We start from the raw sequence: 25,219 nt of genomic DNA, 5'->3' as shown, positions 1-25,219 counted from the left end.
CGACAAAAAAAAACCACCTGATTGAGGTGGTTTCGAGCTAATAGTGGAGCTTATATTAAATCAATAAGGTCTTGCTCGGTTTTAATTTCAACGCCCAACTCCTGCGCTTTAGCCAATTTGGAACCTGCATTTTCACCAGCAAACAAAATATCAGTTTTCTTACTAACGCTTCCAGTTACCTTTGCTCCAAGACTTTGTAAAGCGGCTTTGGCGTTATCACGAGATAGCTGGGATAAAGAGCCCGTTAATACGACAACCTTACCCATAAGAGGCTGGGGAACATCCTGCTTTTGATCGTCAATATCAGGCCAAGTAATCCCTTGAGCAATCAGATCTTCAATCACTTGCTGATTTTTCTCCTGAGCAAAGAAAGCAATGATATGGCTAGCAACGATACTGCCAATATCTGATACCTCAATAAGTTGCTCATGTACCGCTACTTTGATCTTGGCAAGAGTTTTAAAGTGCTGGGCAAGATTTGCTGCTGTCGCTTCGCCTACTTCACGAATACCAAGCGAATATAGGAAGCGAGCTAAAGTCGTCGATTTCGCCTTATTAAGTGCATCAACTACATTTTGTGCCGATTTGGGCCCCATTCGATCAAGTACAGTGATCACTCCAGCTGATAACTTAAATAAGTCAGCGGGCGTCGTAACCATCTCACGGTCTACAAGCTGCTCAATTACTTTCTCGCCTAATCCATCAACATCCAAAGCCTTACGCGATACAAAATGCTTCAAGGCCTCTTTCCTTTGAGCTTGACAGAATAAACCTCCCGAACATCTTGCCACTGCTTCTCCTGCGACTCGTTCAATTTGAGAATGGCAAACTGGGCAATGTAGTGGAAAAATAATTTCTCGTGCATCATCAGGGCGGCGTTCTTCAATAAAGGACACTATTTGCGGGATCACATCTCCAGCACGGCGAACAATAACGCTATCGCCAATTTTGACTTTAAGACGTGCAATTTCATCTGCATTATGCAAGGTCGCGTTGCTGACAGTAACACCACCGACAAATACTGGTTCAAGCTTGGCTACAGGGGTAATTGCCCCCGTCCGGCCAACCTGAAACTCGACATCATTAAGTAAAGTGACTTCTTCCTGAGCGGGGAACTTATAAGCAATAGCCCAACGAGGGGCACGAGCAACAAAGCCTAATTGCTCTTGCAAAGCGATATCATCAACTTTGATTACTACACCATCGATTTCAAAGGCTAATTCATCTCTACGAACCAAAATATCTTGATAGTATGCTTTAACTTCTGAAAGGGTTAAAACATGACGAGTCTCAGGACACATTGGTAATCCCCATTCTTTCAATTGAAGAAAACGTTGATAATGACTTTGCGACAATATTCCCCCCTCAATAACACCAACACTGTATGCGTAAAAGCTCAGAGGCCGTGTTGCAGTGATGCGTGAATCGAGTTGGCGCAAGCTACCAGCGGCTGCATTACGAGGGTTAACAAATACTTTTTCTCCCTTCTTAAGTGCATGCTGATTCAATTTTTCAAAGCCGAGTTTAGGCATAAATACTTCACCTCTGACTTCTATACGTTGAGGCCAATCTCGGCCACTTAACTTCAATGGTATTGATTTAATGGTACGGACATTCTCTGTAATATTTTCGCCTGTGGAGCCATCACCGCGAGTAGCCGCTTGGACCAATATACCGTCTTCATACAATAGACTAACGGCTAATCCATCTAGCTTGGGTTCACAACAGAAATGAGATAAATCTGAGAAAGAGAGGCGATCTAATATGCGCATATAGAAAGCATCCAATTCACTATCATCAAAAGCATTATCAAGAGATAGCATTGCTATCTCATGCTTAACAGATTGAAAGCCATCAAGTGGGTGTCCTCCCACCCGCTGGCTAGGTGAATCTAAGCTCATTAATTGAGGGTGTTTGGCCTCAAGCTCTAACAATTCACGCATCAGGCGATCATATTCTGCATCCGGGATCTCTGGATGATCTTCAACGTAATATTTCACACCATGGTAATGCAGCATCTCACGCAATTGATTGAGCGTTTCTTGAATATCTTGAGGCATAACTCACTCTATTTTAAACAGTTAGTAACTTCTATAATGCTGAAAATCAGCAATTCATTCGCAGCAGGTTAAATGAGATTGGCACATCACTCAAGTTACTGTAATTCTAAATTCAGATATTTAACCGCAACTCGAAAAAGAAAGGCTCCGACATTCGGAGCCTTGGAGGGAATATTCTCTTATTCAGGCACTTTGTAAAGTCTTGAATTCCTTAATCTGGGATCGATACGCATCTAAACGATTAGGCGTCATCAAGTTACGTCCATCATCAAGTACATTGGCACCGAGATCATCCGCAATTTGCTGAGCAGTTTTGAGCATCAATTTAAAATTTTGCTCAGGATCACCGTAGCAAGGTAAGGTCATAAAAAATGAAATACCTTTAGTGTTAAACTCAGCAGGATCGGTATGGGCAAGTGTACCAGGTTGCATCATATTTGCGACACTAAACAGTACATTACCCGTTCCAGACAAGTCAGAATGACGATGGAAGATATCCATTTCACCGTATAACAAACCATTTTGCTGCATACTGTCAAACAACTTAGTTCCAACTAGAGGTTCTGCACCTGCACAATGAACATTAAGTACAATAACCTGCATATTCTGTTGTGATGAAGCAAGCTTTTCAGGTTCATCTTCAGGTTCATTGGCAACTGAGTGCTGAGTTTGACTAACAAAAGGATCAATCTCATCAACCGACGCCGTGGAGACTAAAAGGTCATCCATACCCACATCTGCCACTTTCATCTCAGAATTTGAGACAAAAGGCTGATCTGCTTCTGGTTCAGGATAGCCGTCAATCAGAGGATCAGCGACGATATTGTCTTGCATAAAGTCTGGCTCTTTACGCTCCTTACGAATAATTTCAAAATCGTCTTCCGGCGCAACTTCGTGCTCGGGCTCAATGCCTTTGCTTTTGTTCACATCTAACTTACGAAGTGGCCTACTGCCAAACTTAGCTTTAACTTCTTTTTTGCTTGTCCATAAGCCGTGAAACAATAACGCTGCAATCGCTATCGCTCCGACGATTATGAGTACAAATCGCAATTCCTGCATGTTTCACTCTCAAATTAATCGATACATTTAGTTCGTGAACGAACTTATCGAGCCTTATTAAACCTTCTCTAACTAACTCTATCAAAACTCACACCTGTTTTAGAACAGCTTAATGTGAGAAGTTCATACAATGTTGTGATTTTGAACACGCTTTTTTCTTGTTATGATAGAAAGCGTTCATTTTTACATCATTACTCAGACAAAACTTAATTACTTAGACAAAACTTATGAATTCAAAAACACAACATCGCTCCGGCTTCGGTTACTTCTTTTACGGCTTAGAGCTCGCTGTAACACCTGGGATACGTCAGTTCGTAATCCTTCCCCTAATTGCTAATATTCTGCTCATTGGCGGAGCCTTACTCTACCTGTTTACTCATTTAGATACTTGGATTGAGCAGCTAATGGGGCAATTACCAAATTTCCTCTCTTGGTTAAGTTATATACTATGGCCAATATTAGTAGTGACCATACTCGCAACTTTTTCTTATTTTTTTAGTACATTGGCAAATTTTGTCGCTGCCCCCTTCAATGGCCTACTGGCAGAGAAAGTAGAAGAATATCTCACCGGTCAAAAAGTCAATGATGATAGTATACTGGCTGTTGTAAAAGACACACCGAGAATTCTTGCCAGAGAATGGCGAAAACTGGTTTATGTTTTGCCAAAAGCTCTTGGCCTATTTCTTTTGCTATTGATTCCGGGATTAGGTCAAACACTAGGACCTATTCTTTGGTTTGCCTTTGCTTCTTGGATGTTGGCTATTCAATATTGTGATTATCCGTTCGATAACCACAAAGTCTCTTTTAACGAAATGCGTAGCAATTTGAAGCAAAAGCAAACTAAAGCATACAGCTTTGGCGGGTTAGTGGCTATTTTTACCACCATACCTGTATTAAATCTCATTGTTATGCCTGTTGCTGTATGCGGTGCAACAGCGATTTGGGTAACAGAGTTTAAACGATAGGCTATTGATTATGGATATGTTCCATCGCTCTATAGAACCGAACAATTCGCTCAATTAACATCGATTCAAAGGTCAACATGTTTAAAATGCACATCGGGGGTTTTAAACATGTTGACCTTTGCTATTAATTTTAGTTCGAAAGACAGCACTCGTGTGTTAAATAACATGCACTTCATCTCATTCTAATAAGTTATAACTTTTTAATCCTTCTCTAGGTTTTGTTGCTAGCCTACTCTTCTATCCATACAGTTTTTAACGAACCAGCTATATCGCTTATTACCACGATAATTTTCACAGCCCAATAAGCACTCAACAAACGAAGGATCACAACATGAGCAAAATCTACGAAGATAACTCTCTTACCATAGGAAACACGCCTCTGGTCCGTCTCAATAAAGTGAGTAAAGGTAAGGTTTTGGCAAAAATAGAGGCTCGAAATCCAAGCTTTAGTGTTAAATGCCGCATCGGTGCCAACATGATCTGGGAAGCAGAAAAAGCAGGCAAGCTTAACCCAGGCATAGAACTTGTCGAGCCAACCAGCGGCAATACTGGTATTGCATTAGCCTTCGTAGCGGCAGCTCGTGGCTATAAACTGACACTGACAATGCCAGAGTCGATGAGTCTTGAACGCCGCAAGCTACTAAAGGCTTTAGGGGCAAATCTCGAGCTAACTGAGGCGGCAAAAGGAATGAAAGGCGCAATTGCTAAAGCCGAAGAAATTGTCGCAGCTGCACCTGAAAAATATCTGTTACTCCAACAATTCAACAACCCTGCAAACCCTGAAATTCATGAAAAAACCACTGGGCCTGAAATTTGGGATGCCACAGATGGACAAATCGATGTATTTATCGCTGGAGTTGGTACCGGAGGAACAATTACCGGAACAAGCCGCTATATCAAAGCTGAGAAAGGAAAAAACATTGTTTCTGTCGCTGTTGAACCAGCCGAGTCTCCGGTAATTACTCAAGCTCTAGCAGGTGAAGAAATTCAACCCGCACCGCACAAGATTCAAGGTATCGGAGCTGGATTTATCCCTGGTAACCTTGATTTAGAGCTAATTGACCGCGTTGAGCAGGTAACTTCAGAAGAAGCTATCACTATGACAAGACGCCTAATGGAAGAAGAAGGGATTTTAGCTGGTATTTCTTCGGGGGCTGCTGTCGTAGCCGCAAACAGAATATCAGAGCTACCTGAATTTAAAGGGAAAACCATAGTCACTGTTCTACCAAGCTCAGGTGAGCGCTATTTGAGCTCAGCTCTATTTGCTGGTATCTTCACAGAAAAAGAGAATCATCAGTAATACGTGACGAAATCAATTTTTCATCGAAAAAAGCCCCTAAATGGGGCTTTTTTGTTGATCCCTGACTCACCTTTGGTAATATCGGGTCAGTTTTATTTTTAGCTTCAAAATAATAGAGAAGCCAGAATTAGCATCGGTTATGAAATCCGGCACAGATCGAAATCATATCTGAAAAATTTGCAATCAAGATAACTTATGACACTAATTGAGCATCGTGTGTTTGTCACGACATTCATTTAAAGGTTAAGCTGAGTCTGATTAAGAATCTATCAAAATATAAATCAATTTGGGGTATAAGACATGTACGAGAAGCAAGTAGAAATCACTGCAGAAAATGGCCTTCACACTCGTCCAGCTGCACAATTCGTAAAAGAGGCGAAAGGCTTTGATGCGGATATTACTGTGACTTCTAATGGTAAGAGTGCTAGTGCAAAGAGCTTATTTAAGCTACAAACATTGGGTCTAGTTAAAGGAACTCAAGTAACCATCTCAGCAGAAGGCCCTCAAGCTCAGGAAGCTGTAGATCACCTTGTTGCTCTAATGGACCAACTACACTAATCCGATCTCGCATTTCTAAAGCCATTTTGTAAAAATGAAATGGCTTTGTTGGAAATAAACCCGAATATAAGCTAAAGATTATCGTTAGCGCACCCATTTTTCTCCCGTTTTTAAGTTGACCACTTTAAGGTAAGGCTATGATTTCAGGCATCCTAGCATCTCCAGGTATTGCTATTGGTAAAGCACTACTCCTTCAAGAAGATGACATTGTCCTAAACACCAACTCTATAACTGATGCGCAAGTCGAAACTGAAGTTGCATGTTTCTTTGAAGCACGCGATAAATCAACGGCTCAGCTTGAGATTATTAAGCAAAAAGCGCTGGAAACATTTGGTGAAGAAAAAGAAGCGATCTTTGAAGGTCACATTATGCTTCTTGAAGATGAAGAGCTAGAAGAGGAAATCCTTGCTCTGATTAAAAATGACAAGATGCATGCTGATAATGCTATCCACACAGTTATCGAAGAACAAGCTGTGGCTCTTGAATCACTCGATGACGAATATTTGAAAGAACGTGCAACAGATATCCGTGATATTGGCTCTCGCTTTGTTAAAAATGCACTCGGTATTAACATCGTATCTTTAAGTGATATTAATCAAGAAGTTATTCTTGTTGCTTACGATCTTACTCCATCTGAGACGGCACAAATTAATCTAGACTATGTGCTAGGATTTGCCTGTGACATTGGCGGGCGTACATCACACACTTCTATCATGGCTCGTTCCCTTGAACTTCCGGCTATCGTAGGTACAAATAACATCACTAAGCAAGTGAAAAACGGTGATACTCTGATTCTCGATGCTATTAATAACAAAATCACTATCAATCCATCAGAAAAAGAGCTTGATGAAGCAAAAGCAGTCAAAGCCGCCTTCATCGCTGAAAAAGAAGAACTTGCTAAGCTAAAAGATCTACACGCTGAAACGCTAGATGGTCACCGTGTAGAAGTATGCGGTAACATTGGTACTGTCAAAGACTGCGATGGTATTCTACGAAATGGCGGCGAAGGTGTGGGCCTGTATCGTACCGAGTTCTTATTTATGGACCGAGATGCTCTACCCACCGAAGAAGAGCAATACCAAGCCTACAAAGAAGTTGCAGAAGCAATGAATGGCGAAGCTGTCATCATTCGTACTATGGATATTGGTGGTGATAAAGATCTGCCATACATGGACTTACCACAGGAAATGAACCCTTTCCTAGGTTGGCGTGCGGTTCGTATTAGCTTGGATCGCCGTGAGATACTGCGTGACCAGTTACGTGGTATCCTACGTGCTTCAGCACACGGTAAACTGCGTATCATGTTCCCAATGATCATCTCGGTTGAAGAAATCCGTGAGCTTAAAAAAGCCATCGAAGAATACAAAGTAGAGCTACGTGATGAAGGGCATGCATTCGATGAAGACATCGAAATTGGTGTTATGGTAGAAACACCAGCCGCTGCTGCTATTGCTCATCACTTAGCCAAAGAAGTAACTTTCTTCTCAATCGGTACCAATGACTTAACCCAATACACTCTCGCAGTGGATCGTGGTAACGAGATGATTTCTCACTTATACAACCCATTATCCCCTGCTGTATTAAATGTAATCAAGCAAGTGATTGATGCTTCACATGCAGAAGGAAAGTGGACAGGTATGTGTGGCGAACTGGCTGGTGATGAACGAGCGACACTACTGCTTCTCGGTATGGGGTTAGATGAGTTCTCAATGAGTGGTATATCTATCCCTAAAGTGAAAAAAGTCATTCGTAATTCAAACTTCAGTGAGGTTAAAGCTATGGCTGAACAAGCGCTTGCTTTACCAACCTTTGCAGAAATTGAAGCCACTGTAGAAAAATTTATTGCAGATAAATCTCAATAATTAACTGATACTAATAAGATAGTCGGCTAAAAATAGTCGTCTATCTTCAGAGATTGGTATACTATAATTCGACAGAATTGAACAAAAACGTTAGGAGCATGACACAATGGGTCTGTTTGACAAACTTAAGAAGCTAGTATCTGACGACAGCGCTGACGCAGATGCAATTGAAATCATTGCGCCTCTATCTGGTGAAATCGTAAATATTGAAGATGTACCAGATGTTGTTTTCGCTGAAAAAATCGTCGGAGACGGTATTGCTATCAAACCTGCTGGCACCAAGATGGTAGCTCCTGTTAACGGTACTATTGGCAAAATTTTTGAAACCAATCACGCTTTCTCAATAGAATCAGATGAAGGCGTAGAACTGTTCGTTCACTTTGGTATTGACACTGTTGAACTCAAAGGTGAAGGCTTTAAACGCATCGCCGAAGAAGGTCAAACAGTTAAAGCAGGTGACACAATCATTGAATTTGATCTTGCACTTCTTGAAGAGAAAGCTAAGTCAACATTAACTCCTGTTGTCATTTCAAACATGGATGAAATCAAAGAGCTGAACAAGCTGTCTGGTACAGTTTCAGTTGGTGAAACGCCTGTTTTACGCGTAACTAAGTAGCCAATAATTAAAAATTCGCCTAAAACGCAGCTCTTAGCTGCGTTTTTATTAACAACGTAAATTACTTCAACCCCAAAGCATATTTCAAAACCTGTTTTTTAAGTGGGCCTGAGTTATCCGCAATTTTCATGACAACATTACGAGCAAACTTCAAAGGTGCTAAATTATTGCTAAAGGTTTTGTAGAAAATATCCATGCCTGATTGCATCATCAGATTATCAGGACGACGCTTACGCTCGTATAATTTCAACACTTGCTGCGAAAACAAACCTTGCCCTGAAGTCACTTCAAGTAAAGCTTCTACATCTTTAAATCCAATGTTTACACCCTGACCTGCGAGAGGGTTGATAGTATGAGCAGAATCTCCAACTAGCACACAAGCATCGCCAGAGTATTTTTGAGCATGTCGCCTAGTTAATGGAAATGAACCAAACTGCAATACTTGGATATCCCCTAATTCTTCAGGAAAATGAGTTAAGATCTCTTGTCGTAATTGCTCATTAGTCATAGAGCACAGCTGTTTAATACGCTTAGGTGAGTCATACCACACTAATGACCCTTGATGACCGCATAAAGGTAAAAATGAGCGAGGCCCAGATGGGGTAAACTGTTGCCATGTAATATCTTGTTGAGCCAACTTTGTTTCAACATTGATAAGCATACAATGTTGACGATAATCCCACGCCGTAACACCAATACCAGCTAATGAACGAACACGTGAGTTTGCTCCATCTGCCCCAACCACTATATCAGCATTCAGTTTTTGTCCAGACGATAAGGTAATGACGCAAGGCTGGCCAAAATCAAGCTCTGCTAACTTATCTGGACAACGAAGTGAAATATTGGGGTAATGAGCAAATTGCTCCCACAGGGCGAGTTGTATTAGACGGTTTTCAACTATGTAGCCGAGTTGGCTAATTCCCAGTGAATCAGAATGGAATCGGGTTCGACAATGTGGATTCTCCCAAGTTTCCAAACGACGATAGGGGCATATTCGCTTCTCTGAAATACTTTGCCATGCTCCTAGCTCATCGAGAATCGATACCGAATGATGTGAAATAGCAGAAACCCTAATATCCATCGGCTGATCGGATATAAAGGGCTCAGGCGCACTACCCTCAACAACAACAACACTTCTGCCTTGCTTAGCAAACCCGACAGCCACGGCGGCACCAATCATTCCACCGCCAATAACGGCAACATCAAACTTGGTCATTTTTTGAACTTTAATTAGTAGGATACTTTATTGTACTTTTTCACTGCCAAAAATGTAACTAAAAACCTCATCTACCATATGGTCTACTTTCTACTATGTATGGTCAAAAAATGATTTTATTTAAGCCCCTAGTCAGTAGGTACTGAAAGCAGTACAATACGCCGCTTGACGCCAAAAAACAGGCTAAAATATAGCCGAACAATTAAAATGGCGACACTGTTCCACGCTGGGCGATTTGCTCCCTTAATTTAAACTAACGATCGAGCGAACAACATGAGTAAAAAACTGCTAATTAAAACCTGGGGCTGCCAGATGAACGAATATGATTCATCCAAAATGGCCGATCTACTGAATGCAACAAATGGCTACGAGCTAACAGAAGAACCAGAAGAAGCAGATGTATTACTCCTCAATACCTGCTCCATCCGCGAAAAAGCCCAAGAGAAGGTATTTCACCAACTAGGTCGTTGGAAAAACCTAAAAGATAAAAAACAAGGGGTCGTCATTGGTGTAGGTGGATGCGTCGCCACTCAAGAAGGTGATCATATTCGTCAACGCGCACCATTTGTTGACGTTATTTTTGGCCCTCAAACCTTGCATCGTTTGCCTGAAATGATCAAGCAGTCTCAAAATGATGATGCGCCAGTTATGGATATCTCATTTCCTGAAATTGAAAAATTTGATCGTTTGCCAGAGCCTAAAGCTGAAGGGGCAAGCGCGTTCGTTTCGATTATGGAAGGATGTTCTAAATACTGTACTTATTGTGTCGTACCTTATACTCGAGGTGAAGAAGTTAGTCGTCCACTCGATGATGTACTGTTTGAAATTGCACAATTGGCAGACCAAGGCGTAAGAGAGGTTAACTTACTCGGGCAAAATGTGAATGCCTACCGTGGTGCAACTCACGAAGGAGATATCTGTAGTTTTGCCGAACTGCTTCGCCTTGTTGCCTCTATCGATGGTATTGATAGAATACGATTTACTACAAGCCACCCACTTGAGTTTACAGATGATATTGTCGCTGTCTACGAGGATACACCTGAGCTTGTTAGCTTCTTGCATCTTCCAGTGCAAAGTGGCAGTGATCGCATTTTAACAATGATGAAACGTCCACATACAGGTATCGAATATAAATCGATTATTCGTAAGCTGCGTAAAGCTCGCCCAGATATTCAGATCAGTTCAGATTTTATCGTCGGTTTCCCTGGTGAGTCCGCTATGGACCACCAAGCAACAATGAAGCTGATTAAGGATGTCGATTTTGATATGAGCTTTAGTTTCATTTTTTCTCCTCGCCCTGGAACACCCGCTGCCGATTACCCATGTGACTTATCAGAGCAAGAAAAGAAAGATCGCCTGTACGAATTGCAACAAACTATCAACGCACAAGCAATGCGCTATTCTCGTCTAATGCTTGGTACAGAACAACGAGTACTTGTTGAAGGGCCTTCTAAAAAGAATCTAATGGAGCTTCGCGCACGAACAGAAAATAACCGTGTGGTCAATTTTGAAGGAAATGCCGATCTAATCGGTCAATTTGTTGATGTAAATATTACTGATGTCTTCGCTAATTCATTACGCGGGGACATTGTTCGCACTGAGAAAGACATGGATCTGAGAACCGTCATTTCTCCAACTCAAATGATGGCGAAAACAAAACGCGAAGATGAGCTCGGAGTGGTAACCTTTACTCCTTGAGCTTGAAAATACTCGTCTAAGTGACCATCTTAGATAGAGGTATACAAAGCCATTAGGGCCCGGTCGAAATCGGGCTCTAAACATGGCCAATAATGAGAGGCAACTTTGAGCAATAAAATTGTAACTCTAGAAATCAATCTGGAACCTTCAGACAATCGCCGCCTTGCAAACCTCTGCGGCCCTTTCGATGATAATATCAAACACTTAGAACGCCGTTTAGGCGTCGAGATTAGCTATCGAGGCAATTTTTTCACTATAGTCGGCAAGCCACACACTTCTGCTGCTGCTTTAGAAATCATCAAAACTCTTTACGTCAGCACTAGTCCTATACATGGCAACTTCCCTGATATAGAGCCAGACCAGATTCACCTTGCTATCAAAGAAACCGGAGTTCTTGAACAAGATGCTCAACCCAGTTTTGAGCATGGTAAAGAAGTCATTATCAAAACCAAAAAAGGGATCATTAAGCCTCGTACTCCAAATCAAGCTCAGTACTTGGTTAATATGGTTACCCATGATATTTCTTTTGGAATCGGCCCTGCTGGTACAGGTAAAACTTACCTTGCTGTTGCCGCTGCGGTCGATGCATTAGAACGTCAGGAAATTCGTCGTATTTTGCTAACACGTCCTGCAGTTGAGGCTGGTGAAAAGCTCGGCTTCCTGCCAGGAGATTTGAGCCAGAAAGTCGACCCGTATCTACGTCCTCTGTATGATGCCTTATTTGAAATGCTTGGCTTTGAAAAAGTCGAAAAGCTGATTGAACGCAATGTAATTGAAGTAGCGCCTCTGGCTTACATGCGGGGTCGTACACTTAACGATGCCTTCATTATTTTAGATGAAAGTCAAAACACCACAGTCGAACAAATGAAAATGTTCCTTACCCGTGTCGGCTTTAATTCTAGAGCGGTTATTACGGGCGATGTAACACAAATCGACCTGCCACGTGGTGCTAAATCTGGACTACGCCATGCTGTTGAAGTACTCAATGAAGTCGACGAAATCAGCTTTAACTTTTTTCAGTCAGACGATGTAGTGCGTCATCCAGTCGTTGCTCGTATTGTTAACGCTTATGAGAAATGGGAAACACAAGATCAAAAGGAACGTAAAGAATACGAAAAACGTTGCCGTGAAGAACGTGATGCTAAGGCTCAGGAAACCATTCCTTCTCAATCAACGCCAACACCAGAGATAAAGCCATCATGAGTATCGAACTTGACCTTCAATTAGCAGTCAAAGAAGAAACAGGTTTGCCCAGCTTTGAAGATATCCATTTTTGGTTAACGTCAACGATTGATAAGTTTCAGCCACAAGCTGAAGTGACAGTGAGAATTGTTGATGAGAGCGAGAGTCATCAACTGAACCATGAATATCGTGGCAAAGACAAACCAACAAATGTATTGTCTTTTCCCTTTGAAGTTCCAATGGAAATAGAGATTGATCTTCTTGGTGATCTCATAATCTGCAAACAAGTTGTCGAGCAAGAGGCAAAGGAACAATCCAAACCTTTGACGGCACACTGGGCCCATATGGTTGTACATGGCAGCCTGCATCTGCTAGGTTATGATCATATCGAGGATAAAGATGCTGAAGAAATGGAATCTCTCGAGACTGAAATAATGCAATCTATGGGGTTTGATGACCCGTATATTGCAGAAAAAGAGTAGTAACCAAATAAAGGTAGTGAGATAAGATTTTGAATTTAATACCTTATTAAATTTGGTTCTACTAATGTGTGCTATCACACATCTGATAGCGTTACTTAAATGAAAAATAATGAACGAAGACAATTCGCCTTCTTCTCCAGAAGGTAAGAAAGAAAAATCTGAAGGTCCGAGTAGGAAGTCCTTCTTCGAACGTATAGGTCAAATGTTTCAAGGCGATCCTAAAGACCGCCAAGAGCTTGTAGAAGTATTTCGCGACTCTGAAGAGAATGACCTAATAGACCATGACACCAGAGACATGCTCGAAGGCGTTATGGAGATTGCCGAGATGCGTGTACGTGAAATTATGATCCCACGCTCCCAAATGGTTACTGTTGATCGTAGTGATGATCTTGATGCTTTGGTTCACTTAATTACCGATGCACAGCATTCCCGCTACCCTGTCATTAGTGAAGACAAAGATCATGTTGAAGGCATACTATTGGCGAAGGACTTACTTAAATACTTAGGCTCTGGCTGTGCTCCTTTTGATATTGAACAAGTCATCCGCCCGGCAGTAGTGGTTCCAGAAAGTAAGCGCGTTGACCGCTTACTTAAAGAGTTCCGAGAAGAACGATACCACATGTCGATCGTCGTAGATGAGTTCGGTGGTGTTTCTGGCCTTGTTACAATCGAGGATATTCTTGAAGAGATCGTCGGCGATATTGAAGACGAATTTGACGATGAAGAAGAGCTTGATATTCGCAAACTGAGTAAGCACACCTACGCAGTTAAAGCGCTTACAACCATCGAAGAGTTTAATGAAACCTTCAATACCTCATTTAGCGACGAAGAGGTTGATACTGTAGGAGGTTTAGTGATGACAGCTTTCGGCCATTTACCTTCCCGTGGAGAAGTAGTTGAAATTGATAAATATAACTTCAAAGTTACCTCTGCCGATAATCGTCGCGTCTTGCAGTTACAAGTAACGATTCCCGACGAAGAGCCTCTTCCAGAAACAGCTGAAGAGTAACGCGAATTCTATTAGATAGTACTACGATGATGATAAAACTTTTTCATCGCCTAAAACGGCCGCTAGCGGCCGTTTTTATTGGCGCTCTCACCACACTTGCTTTTGCTCCCTACCAGATTTGGCCAATTGGGATTCTTAGTCCTGCTCTGCTAATGATATTGATTCACAATCAGTCAAGTAGATCTGCTCTTTGGATTGGTTATGCTTGGGGGTTAGGTCAATTTGCCACAGGTATAAGCTGGGTACATATTAGTATTGATAAATTCGGTGGTATGCCAAAAATTGCCAGTCTTTTCCTTATGTCTCTATTGATAGGGTATCTTGCTATATATTCTGGGCTTTTCGCTTGGGTTCTAAACCGTTACTTTAGGCAAAATAATCGCATACGCTTTCTTATAGCTGCGCCAGCCATCTGGTTATGCTGTGATTGGCTAAGGGGTTGGGTTATGACTGGATTCCCTTGGTTATGGCTTGGCTATAGCCAGATTGATGGCCCACTAGTTAACTTCGCACCTATAGGTGGGGTGGAACTCATTACTCTGCTTTTGATCGTTTCAGCAGGTTCAATCGCCTATGCCATAATGAAAAAACAATGGATGCATTTTCTCATTCCATTAACAGTATTATTTACTGGCTACGGCTTACAATCCACTCACTGGGTTACGCTAAATCCAGAAAGCACCACTAAGCTAGCGCTCATTCAAGGCAATGTGAATCAAGCCAAAAAATGGTTACCTCAGCAGCGCTGGCCAACCATAATGAAGTATACCGACCTTACCCGTGAAAACTGGGATGCCGATATTATCATCTGGCCCGAAGCAGCAATTCCAGCATTTGAATTTGAGATCCCTTCCTATTTAAGTAATCTCGATTCAGCTGGGAAAATGAATGATAGTGCGATTGTTACAGGTGTCCTCAATCAAGATAAAAATGGCAAATTTTTTAATAGCATTCTTACATTAGGTAAAACCAATTACGGCGATTATCGCCTAAATATGGATATGCGATACCACAAGCATCATTTACTGCCATTTGGTGAGTTCGTGCCGTTTGAAAACATTTTAAGGCCATTAGCCCCTTTATTTAATCTCCCCATGTCATCCTTTACCCGTGGGGACTTTATTCAAACTAACATAGTGGCAAATGCTAGGCATATAGCATCTGCACTCTGTTATGAGATTATATTTAACGAGCAGGTTCGCCGAAATGTAACACCAGAAACGGATTTTATCCTCACACTGTCAAATGACGCATGGTTTGGTAAATCCATTGGTCCACTCCAGCATATGGAGATTGCACGTATGCGCGCCATGGAGCTGGGGAAACCGGTAATCCGTTCAACAAATAACGGAGTTACTGCTGTTACTGATTATCGAGGAAAGGTCATTGCTCAACTTCCTCAATTTGAAACTGGCGTCCTTCGCACTCAAGTCACGTCTACAAGTGGCCAGACTCCTTTTCATAAGTTTGGTACATGGCCACTTTATATCTGGGTATTCTTTAGTTTAGCTATAGGCTGGCGGCTGAAAGACTAAATGGGATTAAAGGGCTAGGTAGCTACTTAGCCCTTTATCAATTGAAGTGCATTATTAATTAGAATAAATTATGGCTTCAACGCTTTACGGCTAAAGCCCTTACAACCACATTTAATGCATGGGATGACAACGGTAGGATGGTTGTATTGAATCTTATGCCCACATTCATCACAAACTAAAATACCTAAACCAATCACCTCTCCTACCTGATACAAGCCTTGATGTTCAAGATCATCAAACAGTTCGACCCATTCCACTTTTGTTCTATCGGTAATCTCTAACAAACCCTGCCATATTGAATCTGCAACCATTAAGTAAAAAGGCCCCCCTTTTGACTCTTCAAAACTTTCAGAAAACTCCTTTAAATCTGATTTTACATACGCAGACACCAAAGCTAGTTCATCTTTGGTCAAATCATTTGCCGCTTCAACTAACTTTTCTGAGGTTTCCAGAACACGATTAATTTCATCTGGGCTGTGCTTAAGTACTTCAACCACATCCTCAAACATTTCCTCATAACCCAATTTGCTTTTAGACATAGTCGTCTCCTTCGAACAATTGAACTGAGTAAGCTATTGTTGAACTCCTCTCCTTTAGGTATTCTATGACGATCTATTTATGTCTGTTCTAACTGAACTCACAATTTCCAAGATAACCGGATATCATCGATGCAAGAACAATACAACCCACAAGATATTGAGCAAAAAGTTCAAAAGCACTGGGATGACAATAAAACCTTTGTCGTAAGTGAAAAACCAAACAAAGAAAAATTCTACTGTCTCTCTATGTTCCCCTACCCAAGTGGTCGACTGCACATGGGTCACGTACGGAACTACACTATCGGTGATGTTGTCTCTCGCTTTCAACGCTTGCAGGGCAAAAATGTCATGCAACCTATCGGTTGGGATGCATTCGGTCTTCCGGCAGAAAATGCAGCAGTAAAGAATAACACTGCGCCTGCACCTTGGACTTATGAAAATATTGAGTACATGAAGAACCAGCTTAAGTTACTCGGTTTTGGCTATGACTGGAACCGTGAGTTTGCAACATGCACACCTGAATACTACCGCTGGGAACAAGAGTTTTTCACTAAGCTATACAGCAAAGACTTAGTTTATAAGAAAACCTCTTCGGTCAATTGGTGCCCTAACGATCAAACAGTACTGGCCAACGAGCAAGTGGAAGATGGTTGCTGCTGGCGCTGTGATACACCAGTAGAACAAAAAGAAATTCCCCAGTGGTTTATTAAAATCACTGAATACGCCCAAGAACTTTTAGATGAGCTAGATAACCTAGATGGCTGGCCTGAAATGGTCAAAACCATGCAACGTAATTGGATCGGTCGCTCTGAAGGGGTTGAACTAAAGTTTGAAGTAAACGGTCAGCAAGATCTAGAAGTCTATACCACTCGCCCTGATACACTGATGGGTGTTACATATGTGGGTATTGCTGCCGGTCACCCTCTTGCTACTACCGCAGCAGAAAATAACCCAGAGTTGTCTACATTTATCGAAGAGTGTAAGAATAACAAGGTTGCAGAAGCTGAACTTGCCACAATGGAGAAGAAAGGAATGGCGACAGGCCTGACTGCTATTCATCCATTAAATGGTCGTGAAGTCCCAATTTACGTCGCTAACTTTGTTTTAATGGATTACGGTACAGGCGCTGTAATGGCAGTTCCTGCACATGATCAACGTGACTACGAGTTCGCGACTAAATACGGCCTAGATATAGTGCCAGTAATCAAGCCCGTTGATGGTGGCGAACTAAACATCTCTGAAGAAGCATACACTGAAAAGGGTGTTTTGTTTGATTCAGGTGAATTCGATGACCTTGAATTCCAATCCGCCTTCAATGCCATCGCAGCAAAACTGGAAGCAGAAGGTAAAGGACATAAAACCGTTAACTTCCGCCTACGTGACTGGGGTGTATCTCGTCAACGTTATTGGGGCGCACCAATTCCGATGGTTACTACTGAAGATGGTGAGGTACATCCAGTACCGGCTGATAAACTACCAGTAATTCTACCAGAAGATGTGGCAATGGATGGTGTAACTAGTCCAATTAAAGCTGATAAAGAATGGGCCAAGTCAACCCATAATGGAAAACCAGCTCTACGTGAAACAGATACCTTCGATACCTTCATGGAATCATCTTGGTATTATGCTCGTTACTGCTCACCTCAAGCAGAAGATATACTAGACCCTGAAAAAGCCAATTATTGGTTGCCAGTAGATCAGTACGTAGGTGGTATCGAACATGCTTGTATGCACCTTCTATACTCTCGCTTCTTCCACAAGCTATTGCGTGATGCTGGTTACGTAACATCTGACGAACCATTCAAGAAACTACTCTGCCAAGGTATGGTTCTGGCAGATGCCTTCTACTTTGAAAACGACAAAGGTGGTAAAGAGTGGGTAACCCCAACAGATGTAACAGTCGATCGTGATGGAAAAGGCCGCATTACTTCAGCAAAAGATAACCAAGGTCGTGATGTTGCTCACTCAGGCATGATCAAAATGTCAAAGTCTAAGAACAACGGTATTGACCCACAAGAGATGGTAGACAAGTACGGCGCTGATACTGTCCGTCTATTCATGATGTTTGCTTCACCAGCAGATATGACCCTTGAGTGGCAAGAATCTGGCGTGGAAGGCGCTAATCGCTTCCTAAAGCGTGTATGGAAACTGGTTAATGAGCATGCATCAAAAGGCTCTGCTGTTGCTGTTGATACTGCCACTTTATCTGGCGACCAAAAAGCATTGCGTCGCGATGTTCACAAGACTATTGCCAAAGTCACTGACGATATTGCTCGCCGCCAGACATTCAACACAGCAATTGCAGCTATCATGGAACTAATGAACAAGCTAGCAAAAGCACCTCAAGAGTCCACGCAAGATCGTGCCATCCTTGCTGAAGCACTAAAAGCTGTTGTCACAATGCTTTATCCAATTACTCCGCATATCTCATTCGAACTATGGGCAGCTCTTGGGGAATCTGATATCGATAGTGCAACATGGCCTGCGCACGATGAAAATGCATTAGTTGAAGATGAGAAATTAATTATCGTTCAGGTTAATGGTAAGCTGCGCGGTAAATTGACTGTACCAGCAGACGTAACAAAAGAGGAAGTTGAAAAGCTTGCCCTTAATGATGAAAATGTTACCAAGTTCACACAAGACAATACCATTCGTAAAGTGATTTACGTACCTGGTAAATTATTGAACATAGTAGCAAACTAACTCGAAACCTAAATTAAAGCAGGGTAAACGTTTCACCTGCTTTACTTATCTCAGTGTATTCACTGAGTAGATTAAGATAAGTATTCCTATAACTGAGAAAGTTTCACTAATGCGCCTAATCTCAATATCTTTTACAAAATTTGTCAGCGTCATTCTTACCGCAAGCCTATTATCAGCTTGTGGATTTCATCTGCGGGGCGATTACTCAATCCCTGAAGAGCTCGGTACTCTTTCACTCACCAGCTATGACAAATACAGTTCATTCACAAGAATGATGAAAGCTCAATTACGCATCAATGAAGTAAAACTTGTTGCGCCATCAGAGAATATACCCAACCTGCACATCATAGGTGAAGGAGTGGGTGAGCGAACCTTATCGCTTTATCAAAATACGACCGCCGCTGAAAAAGAACTCACTTATACAGCAACATACCGTGTCACCATCCCCGACTTAGGTGATAAAACCTTCTCTACAAGCGTAAGTCGTAGTTATCTAGAAAACCCGTTGACCGCATTAGCAAAATCAGTTGAGAGGGACATGATTGAAGATGAAATGCGTCTGTTTACTACAGGGCAGATTATTCGTCAGATGGCTCGATTGCGCTCAGATATTAAAGCTGGGCATATATTGACTGAAGAAGAACTTGAGTCATTTGATGAGCAAGCCTCCAAAGATTCATCAGACATTGACAGTGTAGAGTAACCGTGTAATGCGTCTTTTTGCTGAAAGACTTCCAGAACAACTGGACAAACAGCTTCACTCAACTTATTTGTTGTTTGGCAATGAGCCACTACTACTGCAAGAATCACGTCAATCAATTCGAGAAGTAACTTTTGCTCAGGGCTTTGAGGAGCTACACAACTTTGCTATTGATGCTAGCTTCGATTGGAATCTAATCTATCATTGCTGCCAAAGCATGAGTTTATTCTCATCGCGGCAGTTGATTGAACTAGAGCTTCCTGATGCTGGTGTAAACGCCAGCATTGCTAATGCATTATTAAACCTAGCGGATATGCTGCATAATGATATTATTTTGGTCATCGTAGGTAAAACACTGACTAAGGCACAGGAAAATGCTAAATGGTTTAAAACACTCTTTTCACGGGGGTGTTGGGTAAACTGCCTCACTCCAGATCTCAGCAAGCTGCCTCAATTCGTGCAAACTCGTTGCAGGAAAATGAAACTTCAACCTGACACAGAAGCTGTTCAATTACTGGCACAATGGCATGAAGGCAATTTATTTGCTCTGACACAAAGCTTAGAAAAGCTCGCTTTACTCTACCCCGATGGACAATTAAACTTAATCAGACTTCAAGAGTCGCTCAGCCGCAGTAACCACTATAGCGTATTTCATTGGACTGATGCTTTACTTATCGGTAAAGCCAAACGTAGCCAACGCATATTACGCCAGTTACAAGCGGAGGGAATTGAACCTACAATTCTTCTTAGAACAGTACAGAAAGAACTCATATTACTACTCACAATACAACAGAAAATACAATTTCAACCCATAGGTCAAATCTTCGAATCTCATAAAATCTGGCAATCAAAGCGAGCTCTCTACTCTAGTGCATTGAACCGACTATCAAAAAATAAGCTAACACAATTAATGCAGTTAATTGCCAAAGCAGAAATTCTTTCCAAAACTCAATATGAGACTTCCTGTTGGCCATTGTTACAGCAGTTGAGTATTGAGATGTGCCTGCCAAAAATTGAGCTATAAAAAGCGTGATATACTGCCGTGCTTTGATTTACCTAAAAATGAGGACAATACCTTGCAACATGAACAACTGAATAATTTTTTAGTCGAAAAAGCAGATGACATGAAAGCACAACATATCAAAACCTTGAACGTTAAAGGTAAATCGAGTATTACCGACTACATGATTATTTGTACTGGAACTTCAAAACGCCATGTTAACTCGATAGCTGAACATGTTGCCAAAGAGTCGAAAAATGCAGGTCTTGAGCCACTGGGTATTGATGGCGATACCGAAGGAGAATGGGTGGTGCTTGATATGGGTAACGCCATAGTCCATGTCATGCAAGAAGAGCAACGTGAGCTTTATCAATTAGAAAAGCTCTGGGGCTAATTAATGAAGCTACAGTTGATTGCAATTGGTAACAAAATGCCCAAATGGGTCGAGGACGGCTTTCAAGAATATAAACGTCGTTTTCCTCATGATATGCCCCTAGAACTGGTTGAAATCACCGCAGGAAAACGCGGAAAAAATGCTGATATAGCAAGAATTTTACAAAAGGAAGGCGAAGCTATGTTAGCTTCGATACCAAAAGGAAATAGAATCGTTACTCTAGATATTCCCGGTAAAAAGTGGGATACCCAGCAATTGGCACAGCAGCTCGATAACTGGAAGCTAGATGGCCGCGACGTATCTATTCTAATTGGTGGGCCAGAGGGCCTTGATCCGGCCTGCAAAGCTGCAGCCGAACAAAGCTGGTCACTGTCAGCTCTAACGCTCCCACATCCATTAGTGAGGATTGTCATGGCAGAAAGCCTTTATCGTGCTTGGAGTATAACCACAAACCACCCATATCACCGAGAATAAAAAACCCAATGATAAGGAAGCACACCCGGTTTAGGGACTATCAAGAAGAAGCAAAGCTATTTAAGAGCCGTGCTATCACCGCTTTCATTGGAATTATCACTGTTGTTGGCATACTGGTTGCCAACCTCTACAACATTCAAATTAATCAATATCAGGATTACAAAACGCGTTCCAACGATAATCGCATTAAAATTGTGCCCATTGCCCCAAACCGTGGTCTTATCTACGATCGTAATGGTAAATTACTTGCAGAAAACCGCCCTGTATTTAGCTTAGAAATTATCCCAGAAAAAATTAAAAACATGCAGGTGACTATAAAACGACTGCGGAAGTATCTAGATATCACTCCCGAACAAATTGAAAGCTTTGAACGTGAGCGGCGCCATTCACGCCGTTTTAAATCCGTGCCTATTTTGACACAATTAACTCAAGAACAAGTCGCCAAATTTTCCGTCAATCAGCATAAGTTCCCCGGCGTGACTGTCAATGCAAACCTCAAACGACATTATCCTTATGGGGAAGTACTCACCCATGTCATTGGGTATGTATCAAGAATCAATGATAAAGACATTAAAAGGCTTAGCCGTGAAGGCAAAGATGGTAATTATCAGGCAACACGAGATATAGGTAAACTCGGTATAGAGCGCTATTATGAGGACTTATTGCACGGGACCGCTGGCTACCAAGAAGTCGAAGTAAACAGCCGTGGTCGCATTATTCGTACGCTTAAATATATTCCGCCATCTCCAGGTAAAGACATTGTCCTCAACTTAAATATTGACCTACAACTGTATATCCATCAATTACTTGCCGAGCGTCGTGGTAGTGCCGTTGTGCTGAATCCCAATAACAATGGTGTTTTAGCTATGGTTTCTAGTCCAAGTTATGACCCAAATTCCTTTGTACATGGCATATCTAGCAAAGCCTATAATGCCCTACTCAATGACAAAAATCGTCCCTTAGTCAATCGAGCTACCTTAGGTATTTATCCACCCGCTTCTACCATTAAACCTTTTATGGCAGTTGCTGCGCTTCAAGAAGGTGTCGTCACCCCGTATACCACACGCAACGACCCTGGTTATTGGAAAATACCCAATTCAAAGACAAAACCATTTAGAGATTGGTTACGCTGGGGGCATGGTAAAGTCAATATTATAAAATCAATCGAAGAATCTGTGGATACCTTTTTTTACCAAATTGCTTACGACATGGGAATTGACCGTATATCGAACTGGATGTCGATGTTTGGCTTTGGCGAAAAAACAGGTATTGATATCTATGAAGAAAGTAAGGCAAATATGCCTACTAAGGAATGGAAAATGTCCCGCCACCGCGTTCCTTGGTATCAAGGGGACACTATTCCCGTAGGTATTGGACAAGGCTATTGGACTGCCACCCCAATGCAAATAGCGAAAGCAACCTCAGTGCTAATCAACCGAGGCAAAGTAATGGCTCCTCACCTCCTAAGAGGGACTATAGACAATGGCCAGCCATTTGAAGATCAAGTACTAACTAATATTGAAACCTACCCGCCAATTACAGGAGTCAAAAACCGCTTTTGGGATATAGCTATAGAAGGTATGCGCTTGGTAAACCACGGAAAAAAAGGTACTGCTCGTCGCTCATTCTACAAAACGCCATATATCAGCGGTGGGAAGTCAGGTACCGCTCAAGTCTTTGGTTTAAGTGAAGATGAAGAATACAATGCCGAAGAGATTGCCGAACATTTACGCGATCATGCTTTATTTACCGGTTTTGCTCCACTAAACGATCCAGAGCTGGTCGTAACAATTGTGTTAGAAAATGCTGGAGGGGGCTCATCACAGGGAGGGCCTTTGGTGAGAAAAGTCTTTGATCACGCATTAGTAGAAGATAAAGAGGCACAATAATCATGGATTTTGATCCCGCCACAGGCCAAAACCGAGCTCTATTTGAACGTTTCCATATCGACCTCCCTATGCTACTTGGGATTTTGGTATTAATGGGCTTTGGTCTCGTCGTAATGTATAGCGCCAGTGGTCAGAACCTAGGAATGATGGAGCGACAAGCAATGCGCATGGCCTTATCACTGGGTATCATGGTCTTACTTGCGCAGATACCACCTCGGACCTATGAAACACTTGCTCCACTCATGTTTACAGTCGGCGTACTCTTGCTACTTGGGGTGCTATTTTTTGGTGAGTCCTCCAAAGGTGCTCAGCGCTGGCTAAACTTAGGCTTCATTCGCTTCCAACCTTCGGAACTCCTGAAACTAGCAGTACCTTTGATGGTGGCACGTTTTATTGGTAAGCGCTCACTACCACCTAGTTTTCAAACGCTAGTTATTTCACTGGTGATGGTATGTGTACCCACCATTCTTATTGCCAAGCAACCAGATCTTGGAACCTCAATACTGATTGCCGCTTCCGGTATTTTCGTTATCTTTCTTGCTGGCATCAGTTGGAAAATTATTTTTGCTGCGGTGTGCAGCCTTGGTGCTTTCTTACCTATCTTATGGTTTTTTATGATGAGGGAATACCAAAAAGTCAGAGTCAGGACTCTTTTTAACCCAGAATCCGATCCTCTAGGTGCTGGATACCACATTATTCAGAGCAAAATAGCTATCGGGTCTGGGGGGATATCAGGTAAAGGCTGGCTACAAGGAACCCAATCCCAACTTGAATTTCTTCCTGAGCGCCACACAGACTTTATCTTCGCTGTCATTGCAGAAGAATGGGGGTTAATTGGCATTTTAATCTTACTTAGCTTGTATTTATTTGTGATTGGCCGCGGCCTTGTTTTAGCCAGCAAAGCACAAACCGCCTTTGGCCGAATGATGGCAGGAAGTATAGTATTGAGTTTCTTTGTTTATGTATTTGTTAATATCGGTATGGTTAGTGGTATTCTACCTGTCGTCGGGGTTCCATTACCTCTGATTAGTTATGGAGGCACGTCAATGGTAACCCTAATGGCAGGATTTGGCATATTGATGTCTATACACACTCACAGAAAAGCATTCTCAAAGGCAACATAAATGATTTTTAGTAACCCTCGGCTCGGTATGCTTTTTGTCGTTATCGTTTTAGCTGGCTGTTCCTCTTCACCATCAAAACGTTATTCTATCGACGATGACCTTGCTCCAAATTCACCGATCTCTGTTGATCATATTGAAGATGCTCATCCTCAATATGAGCCTTACAGCATAGGTGGAAATCGTGACTACACCCTAAGAGGAAAAAATTATTCGATTATCAAAGAGCCTCAAGGCTTTACCCAAGAAGGGATAGCCTCCTGGTATGGAAAAAAGTTTCATGGCCACCTGACATCAAATGGTGAGGTGTATGATATGTATTCAATGTCCGCCGCCCATAAAACATTGCCCATTCCAAGCTATGTAAAAGTCACCAATAAAGACAATGGCAAAACTGCCATTGTTAGAGTCAATGATAGAGGCCCTTTTCACCAAGGGCGTGTTATTGATCTTAGCTACGCTGCAGCAACTAAACTCGACGTGATACGTACTGGTACTGCCAATATCAAACTTGAAGTCATTTCAGTAGAAAAACCTAGCGCAGAGCACAAACAGAAAGCACTGCCTAAATTTGTCGTTCAGGTTGCTTCATCACAACATGAAGATAGAATTCGAACTTTAGCTAAAGATTTGAGTCAAAACCTTTCTGTTAAGAGCTATATAAACTCAGATAAAAGTATGCACCGCGTCTTTTTAGGCCCATTTGATGACTATATGTTGACGCAAAAGACATTAGAACAAGTTAAAATCATGGGTTATTCGAATGCTTTTATAAAATCCCTGTAGTCCTCAAACCAGTTGATGCATTTAGCACACTGGCTTGAGAGATTGTTTCTGTTAAGATATGGACAGTTTAT

At 41.9% G+C, this 25,219-nt stretch carries 22 protein-coding genes; 18 read left to right on the top strand and 4 right to left on the bottom strand.

Annotated elements, in window-relative coordinates; translation table 11 throughout:
• Nucleotides 1-50 precede the first annotated feature (50 nt).
• On the bottom strand, nt 51-2,060 hold the full coding sequence (gene ligA, locus OCV27_RS03705; RefSeq protein ID WP_125320439.1) for an NAD-dependent DNA ligase LigA: 2,010 nt from the start codon (nt 2,058-2,060) through the stop codon (nt 51-53).
• 183 nt (nt 2,061-2,243) lie between these two features.
• Nucleotides 2,244-3,119 (bottom strand): cell division protein ZipA, encoded by an 876-nt coding sequence (gene zipA / locus OCV27_RS03700; RefSeq protein ID WP_125320440.1) that lies wholly within the window; start codon nt 3,117-3,119, stop codon nt 2,244-2,246.
• Nucleotides 3,120-3,346: 227 nt separating this feature from the next.
• Between zipA and cysZ the strand changes: the two genes are divergently transcribed.
• The 5 genes from cysZ to crr all read left to right on the top strand — a co-directional run bounded on the left by cysZ (nt 3,347) and on the right by crr (nt 8,420).
• A complete protein-coding gene (gene cysZ, locus OCV27_RS03695; RefSeq protein ID WP_125320441.1) occupies nt 3,347-4,084 on the top strand; it encodes a sulfate transporter CysZ in 738 nt (245 codons plus the stop codon).
• 331 nt (nt 4,085-4,415) lie between these two features.
• The gene (gene cysK / locus OCV27_RS03690; RefSeq protein WP_125320442.1) at nt 4,416-5,384 is read left to right on the top strand and encodes a cysteine synthase A; all 969 of its coding nucleotides are present in this window, start codon (nt 4,416-4,418) and stop codon (nt 5,382-5,384) included.
• Between the two features lie 300 nt (nt 5,385-5,684).
• Nucleotides 5,685-5,942 carry an HPr family phosphocarrier protein gene (locus OCV27_RS03685; protein ID WP_114786565.1) on the top strand — a complete coding sequence of 86 codons (258 nt, stop codon included), beginning with the start codon at nt 5,685-5,687 and terminating at the stop codon, nt 5,940-5,942.
• 137 nt (nt 5,943-6,079) lie between these two features.
• A complete protein-coding gene (ptsI, locus tag OCV27_RS03680; RefSeq protein ID WP_125320443.1) occupies nt 6,080-7,804 on the top strand; it encodes a phosphoenolpyruvate-protein phosphotransferase PtsI in 1,725 nt (574 codons plus the stop codon).
• Nucleotides 7,805-7,910: 106 nt separating this feature from the next.
• Complete coding sequence (gene crr, locus OCV27_RS03675) at nt 7,911-8,420, top strand: PTS glucose transporter subunit IIA (protein WP_125320444.1); 510 nt, start codon at nt 7,911-7,913, stop codon at nt 8,418-8,420.
• A gap of 61 nt (nt 8,421-8,481) precedes the next feature.
• Here crr and OCV27_RS03670 read toward each other — a convergent pair whose 3' ends face one another.
• The gene (locus tag OCV27_RS03670; RefSeq protein ID WP_125320445.1) at nt 8,482-9,636 is read right to left on the bottom strand and encodes a 2-octaprenyl-3-methyl-6-methoxy-1,4-benzoquinol hydroxylase; all 1,155 of its coding nucleotides are present in this window, start codon (nt 9,634-9,636) and stop codon (nt 8,482-8,484) included.
• A gap of 273 nt (nt 9,637-9,909) precedes the next feature.
• On the opposite strand from OCV27_RS03670, the gene miaB reads away from it, so the two are divergent.
• The 5 genes from miaB to lnt all read left to right on the top strand — a co-directional run bounded on the left by miaB (nt 9,910) and on the right by lnt (nt 15,542).
• Nucleotides 9,910-11,334, top strand: coding sequence for a tRNA (N6-isopentenyl adenosine(37)-C2)-methylthiotransferase MiaB (miaB, locus tag OCV27_RS03665; RefSeq protein ID WP_125320446.1), 1,425 nt, complete (start codon nt 9,910-9,912; stop codon nt 11,332-11,334).
• Nucleotides 11,335-11,439: 105 nt separating this feature from the next.
• Nucleotides 11,440-12,537: a PhoH family protein gene (locus tag OCV27_RS03660; RefSeq protein WP_125320447.1), complete on the top strand. Its 1,098-nt coding sequence runs from the start codon at nt 11,440-11,442 to the stop codon at nt 12,535-12,537.
• Nucleotides 12,534-12,998: an rRNA maturation RNase YbeY gene (gene ybeY / locus OCV27_RS03655; protein ID WP_125320448.1), complete on the top strand. Its 465-nt coding sequence runs from the start codon at nt 12,534-12,536 to the stop codon at nt 12,996-12,998. The genes OCV27_RS03660 and ybeY overlap by 4 nt, the downstream gene beginning before the upstream one ends.
• Nucleotides 12,999-13,107: 109 nt before the next feature.
• Nucleotides 13,108-14,007 carry a CNNM family magnesium/cobalt transport protein CorC gene (gene corC / locus OCV27_RS03650; protein ID WP_125320449.1) on the top strand — a complete coding sequence of 300 codons (900 nt, stop codon included), beginning with the start codon at nt 13,108-13,110 and terminating at the stop codon, nt 14,005-14,007.
• A gap of 29 nt (nt 14,008-14,036) precedes the next feature.
• Entirely contained in the window at nt 14,037-15,542 is a 1,506-nt protein-coding gene (gene lnt / locus OCV27_RS03645; RefSeq protein WP_125320477.1) for an apolipoprotein N-acyltransferase, read from the top strand.
• A 68-nt stretch (nt 15,543-15,610) separates the two neighbouring features.
• On the opposite strand, the gene OCV27_RS03640 is transcribed toward lnt, so the two are convergent.
• Nucleotides 15,611-16,081 carry a zinc ribbon-containing protein gene (locus OCV27_RS03640; protein WP_125320450.1) on the bottom strand — a complete coding sequence of 157 codons (471 nt, stop codon included), beginning with the start codon at nt 16,079-16,081 and terminating at the stop codon, nt 15,611-15,613.
• Nucleotides 16,082-16,210: 129 nt separating this feature from the next.
• Here OCV27_RS03640 and leuS point away from each other — a divergent pair, with 129 nt between their 5' ends.
• The 8 genes from leuS to OCV27_RS03600 all read left to right on the top strand — a co-directional run bounded on the left by leuS (nt 16,211) and on the right by OCV27_RS03600 (nt 25,148).
• Nucleotides 16,211-18,784 (top strand): leucine--tRNA ligase, encoded by a 2,574-nt coding sequence (leuS, locus tag OCV27_RS03635; protein WP_125320451.1) that lies wholly within the window; start codon nt 16,211-16,213, stop codon nt 18,782-18,784.
• 109 nt (nt 18,785-18,893) lie between these two features.
• On the top strand, nt 18,894-19,487 hold the full coding sequence (locus tag OCV27_RS03630) for an LPS-assembly lipoprotein LptE (RefSeq protein ID WP_125320452.1): 594 nt from the start codon (nt 18,894-18,896) through the stop codon (nt 19,485-19,487).
• Nucleotides 19,488-19,494: 7 nt separating this feature from the next.
• Complete coding sequence (gene holA, locus OCV27_RS03625) at nt 19,495-20,508, top strand: DNA polymerase III subunit delta (RefSeq protein ID WP_125320453.1); 1,014 nt, start codon at nt 19,495-19,497, stop codon at nt 20,506-20,508.
• A gap of 52 nt (nt 20,509-20,560) precedes the next feature.
• Complete coding sequence (gene rsfS / locus OCV27_RS03620; RefSeq protein ID WP_125320454.1) at nt 20,561-20,878, top strand: ribosome silencing factor; 318 nt, start codon at nt 20,561-20,563, stop codon at nt 20,876-20,878.
• Nucleotides 20,879-20,881: 3 nt separating this feature from the next.
• The gene (rlmH, locus tag OCV27_RS03615; RefSeq protein WP_125320455.1) at nt 20,882-21,352 is read left to right on the top strand and encodes a 23S rRNA (pseudouridine(1915)-N(3))-methyltransferase RlmH; all 471 of its coding nucleotides are present in this window, start codon (nt 20,882-20,884) and stop codon (nt 21,350-21,352) included.
• 8 nt (nt 21,353-21,360) lie between these two features.
• Nucleotides 21,361-23,241 carry a penicillin-binding protein 2 gene (mrdA, locus tag OCV27_RS03610; protein WP_125320456.1) on the top strand — a complete coding sequence of 627 codons (1,881 nt, stop codon included), beginning with the start codon at nt 21,361-21,363 and terminating at the stop codon, nt 23,239-23,241.
• 2 nt (nt 23,242-23,243) lie between these two features.
• Nucleotides 23,244-24,365 (top strand): rod shape-determining protein RodA, encoded by a 1,122-nt coding sequence (gene rodA, locus OCV27_RS03605; protein ID WP_125320457.1) that lies wholly within the window; start codon nt 23,244-23,246, stop codon nt 24,363-24,365.
• Nucleotides 24,366-25,148 carry a septal ring lytic transglycosylase RlpA family protein gene (locus tag OCV27_RS03600; protein WP_125320458.1) on the top strand — a complete coding sequence of 261 codons (783 nt, stop codon included), beginning with the start codon at nt 24,366-24,368 and terminating at the stop codon, nt 25,146-25,148.
• Nucleotides 25,149-25,219: the final 71 nt, after the last annotated feature.

This window comes from Vibrio pectenicida, assembly GCA_024347015.1.
In the GTDB taxonomy this organism is placed as follows: domain Bacteria; phylum Pseudomonadota; class Gammaproteobacteria; order Enterobacterales; family Vibrionaceae; genus Vibrio; species Vibrio pectenicida.
This window is presented reverse-complemented; position numbering and strand designations above follow the sequence as displayed.

What these genes read in the sequence shown, in the direction of transcription:
- cysK (WP_125320442.1), top strand. Translation starts at nt 4,416, where the DNA reads ATGAGCAAAATCTACGAAGATAACTCTCTTACCATAGGAAACACGCCT.
- miaB (WP_125320446.1), top strand. Translation starts at nt 9,910, where the DNA reads ATGAGTAAAAAACTGCTAATTAAAACCTGGGGCTGCCAGATGAACGAA.
- OCV27_RS03670 (WP_125320445.1), bottom strand. Translation starts at nt 9,636, where the DNA reads ATGACCAAGTTTGATGTTGCCGTTATTGGCGGTGGAATGATTGGTGCC.
- OCV27_RS03600 (WP_125320458.1), top strand. Translation starts at nt 24,366, where the DNA reads ATGATTTTTAGTAACCCTCGGCTCGGTATGCTTTTTGTCGTTATCGTT.
- mrdA (WP_125320456.1), top strand. Translation starts at nt 21,361, where the DNA reads ATGATAAGGAAGCACACCCGGTTTAGGGACTATCAAGAAGAAGCAAAG.
- holA (WP_125320453.1), top strand. Translation starts at nt 19,495, where the DNA reads ATGCGTCTTTTTGCTGAAAGACTTCCAGAACAACTGGACAAACAGCTT.
- ligA (WP_125320439.1), bottom strand. Translation starts at nt 2,060, where the DNA reads ATGCCTCAAGATATTCAAGAAACGCTCAATCAATTGCGTGAGATGCTG.
- crr (WP_125320444.1), top strand. Translation starts at nt 7,911, where the DNA reads ATGGGTCTGTTTGACAAACTTAAGAAGCTAGTATCTGACGACAGCGCT.
- corC (WP_125320449.1), top strand. Translation starts at nt 13,108, where the DNA reads ATGAACGAAGACAATTCGCCTTCTTCTCCAGAAGGTAAGAAAGAAAAA.
- lnt (WP_125320477.1), top strand. Translation starts at nt 14,037, where the DNA reads ATGATAAAACTTTTTCATCGCCTAAAACGGCCGCTAGCGGCCGTTTTT.
- OCV27_RS03640 (WP_125320450.1), bottom strand. Translation starts at nt 16,081, where the DNA reads ATGTCTAAAAGCAAATTGGGTTATGAGGAAATGTTTGAGGATGTGGTT.
- cysZ (WP_125320441.1), top strand. Translation starts at nt 3,347, where the DNA reads ATGAATTCAAAAACACAACATCGCTCCGGCTTCGGTTACTTCTTTTAC.
- ybeY (WP_125320448.1), top strand. Translation starts at nt 12,534, where the DNA reads ATGAGTATCGAACTTGACCTTCAATTAGCAGTCAAAGAAGAAACAGGT.
- OCV27_RS03685 (WP_114786565.1), top strand. Translation starts at nt 5,685, where the DNA reads ATGTACGAGAAGCAAGTAGAAATCACTGCAGAAAATGGCCTTCACACT.
- zipA (WP_125320440.1), bottom strand. Translation starts at nt 3,119, where the DNA reads ATGCAGGAATTGCGATTTGTACTCATAATCGTCGGAGCGATAGCGATT.
- rodA (WP_125320457.1), top strand. Translation starts at nt 23,244, where the DNA reads ATGGATTTTGATCCCGCCACAGGCCAAAACCGAGCTCTATTTGAACGT.
- rlmH (WP_125320455.1), top strand. Translation starts at nt 20,882, where the DNA reads ATGAAGCTACAGTTGATTGCAATTGGTAACAAAATGCCCAAATGGGTC.
- OCV27_RS03630 (WP_125320452.1), top strand. Translation starts at nt 18,894, where the DNA reads ATGCGCCTAATCTCAATATCTTTTACAAAATTTGTCAGCGTCATTCTT.
- ptsI (WP_125320443.1), top strand. Translation starts at nt 6,080, where the DNA reads ATGATTTCAGGCATCCTAGCATCTCCAGGTATTGCTATTGGTAAAGCA.
- leuS (WP_125320451.1), top strand. Translation starts at nt 16,211, where the DNA reads ATGCAAGAACAATACAACCCACAAGATATTGAGCAAAAAGTTCAAAAG.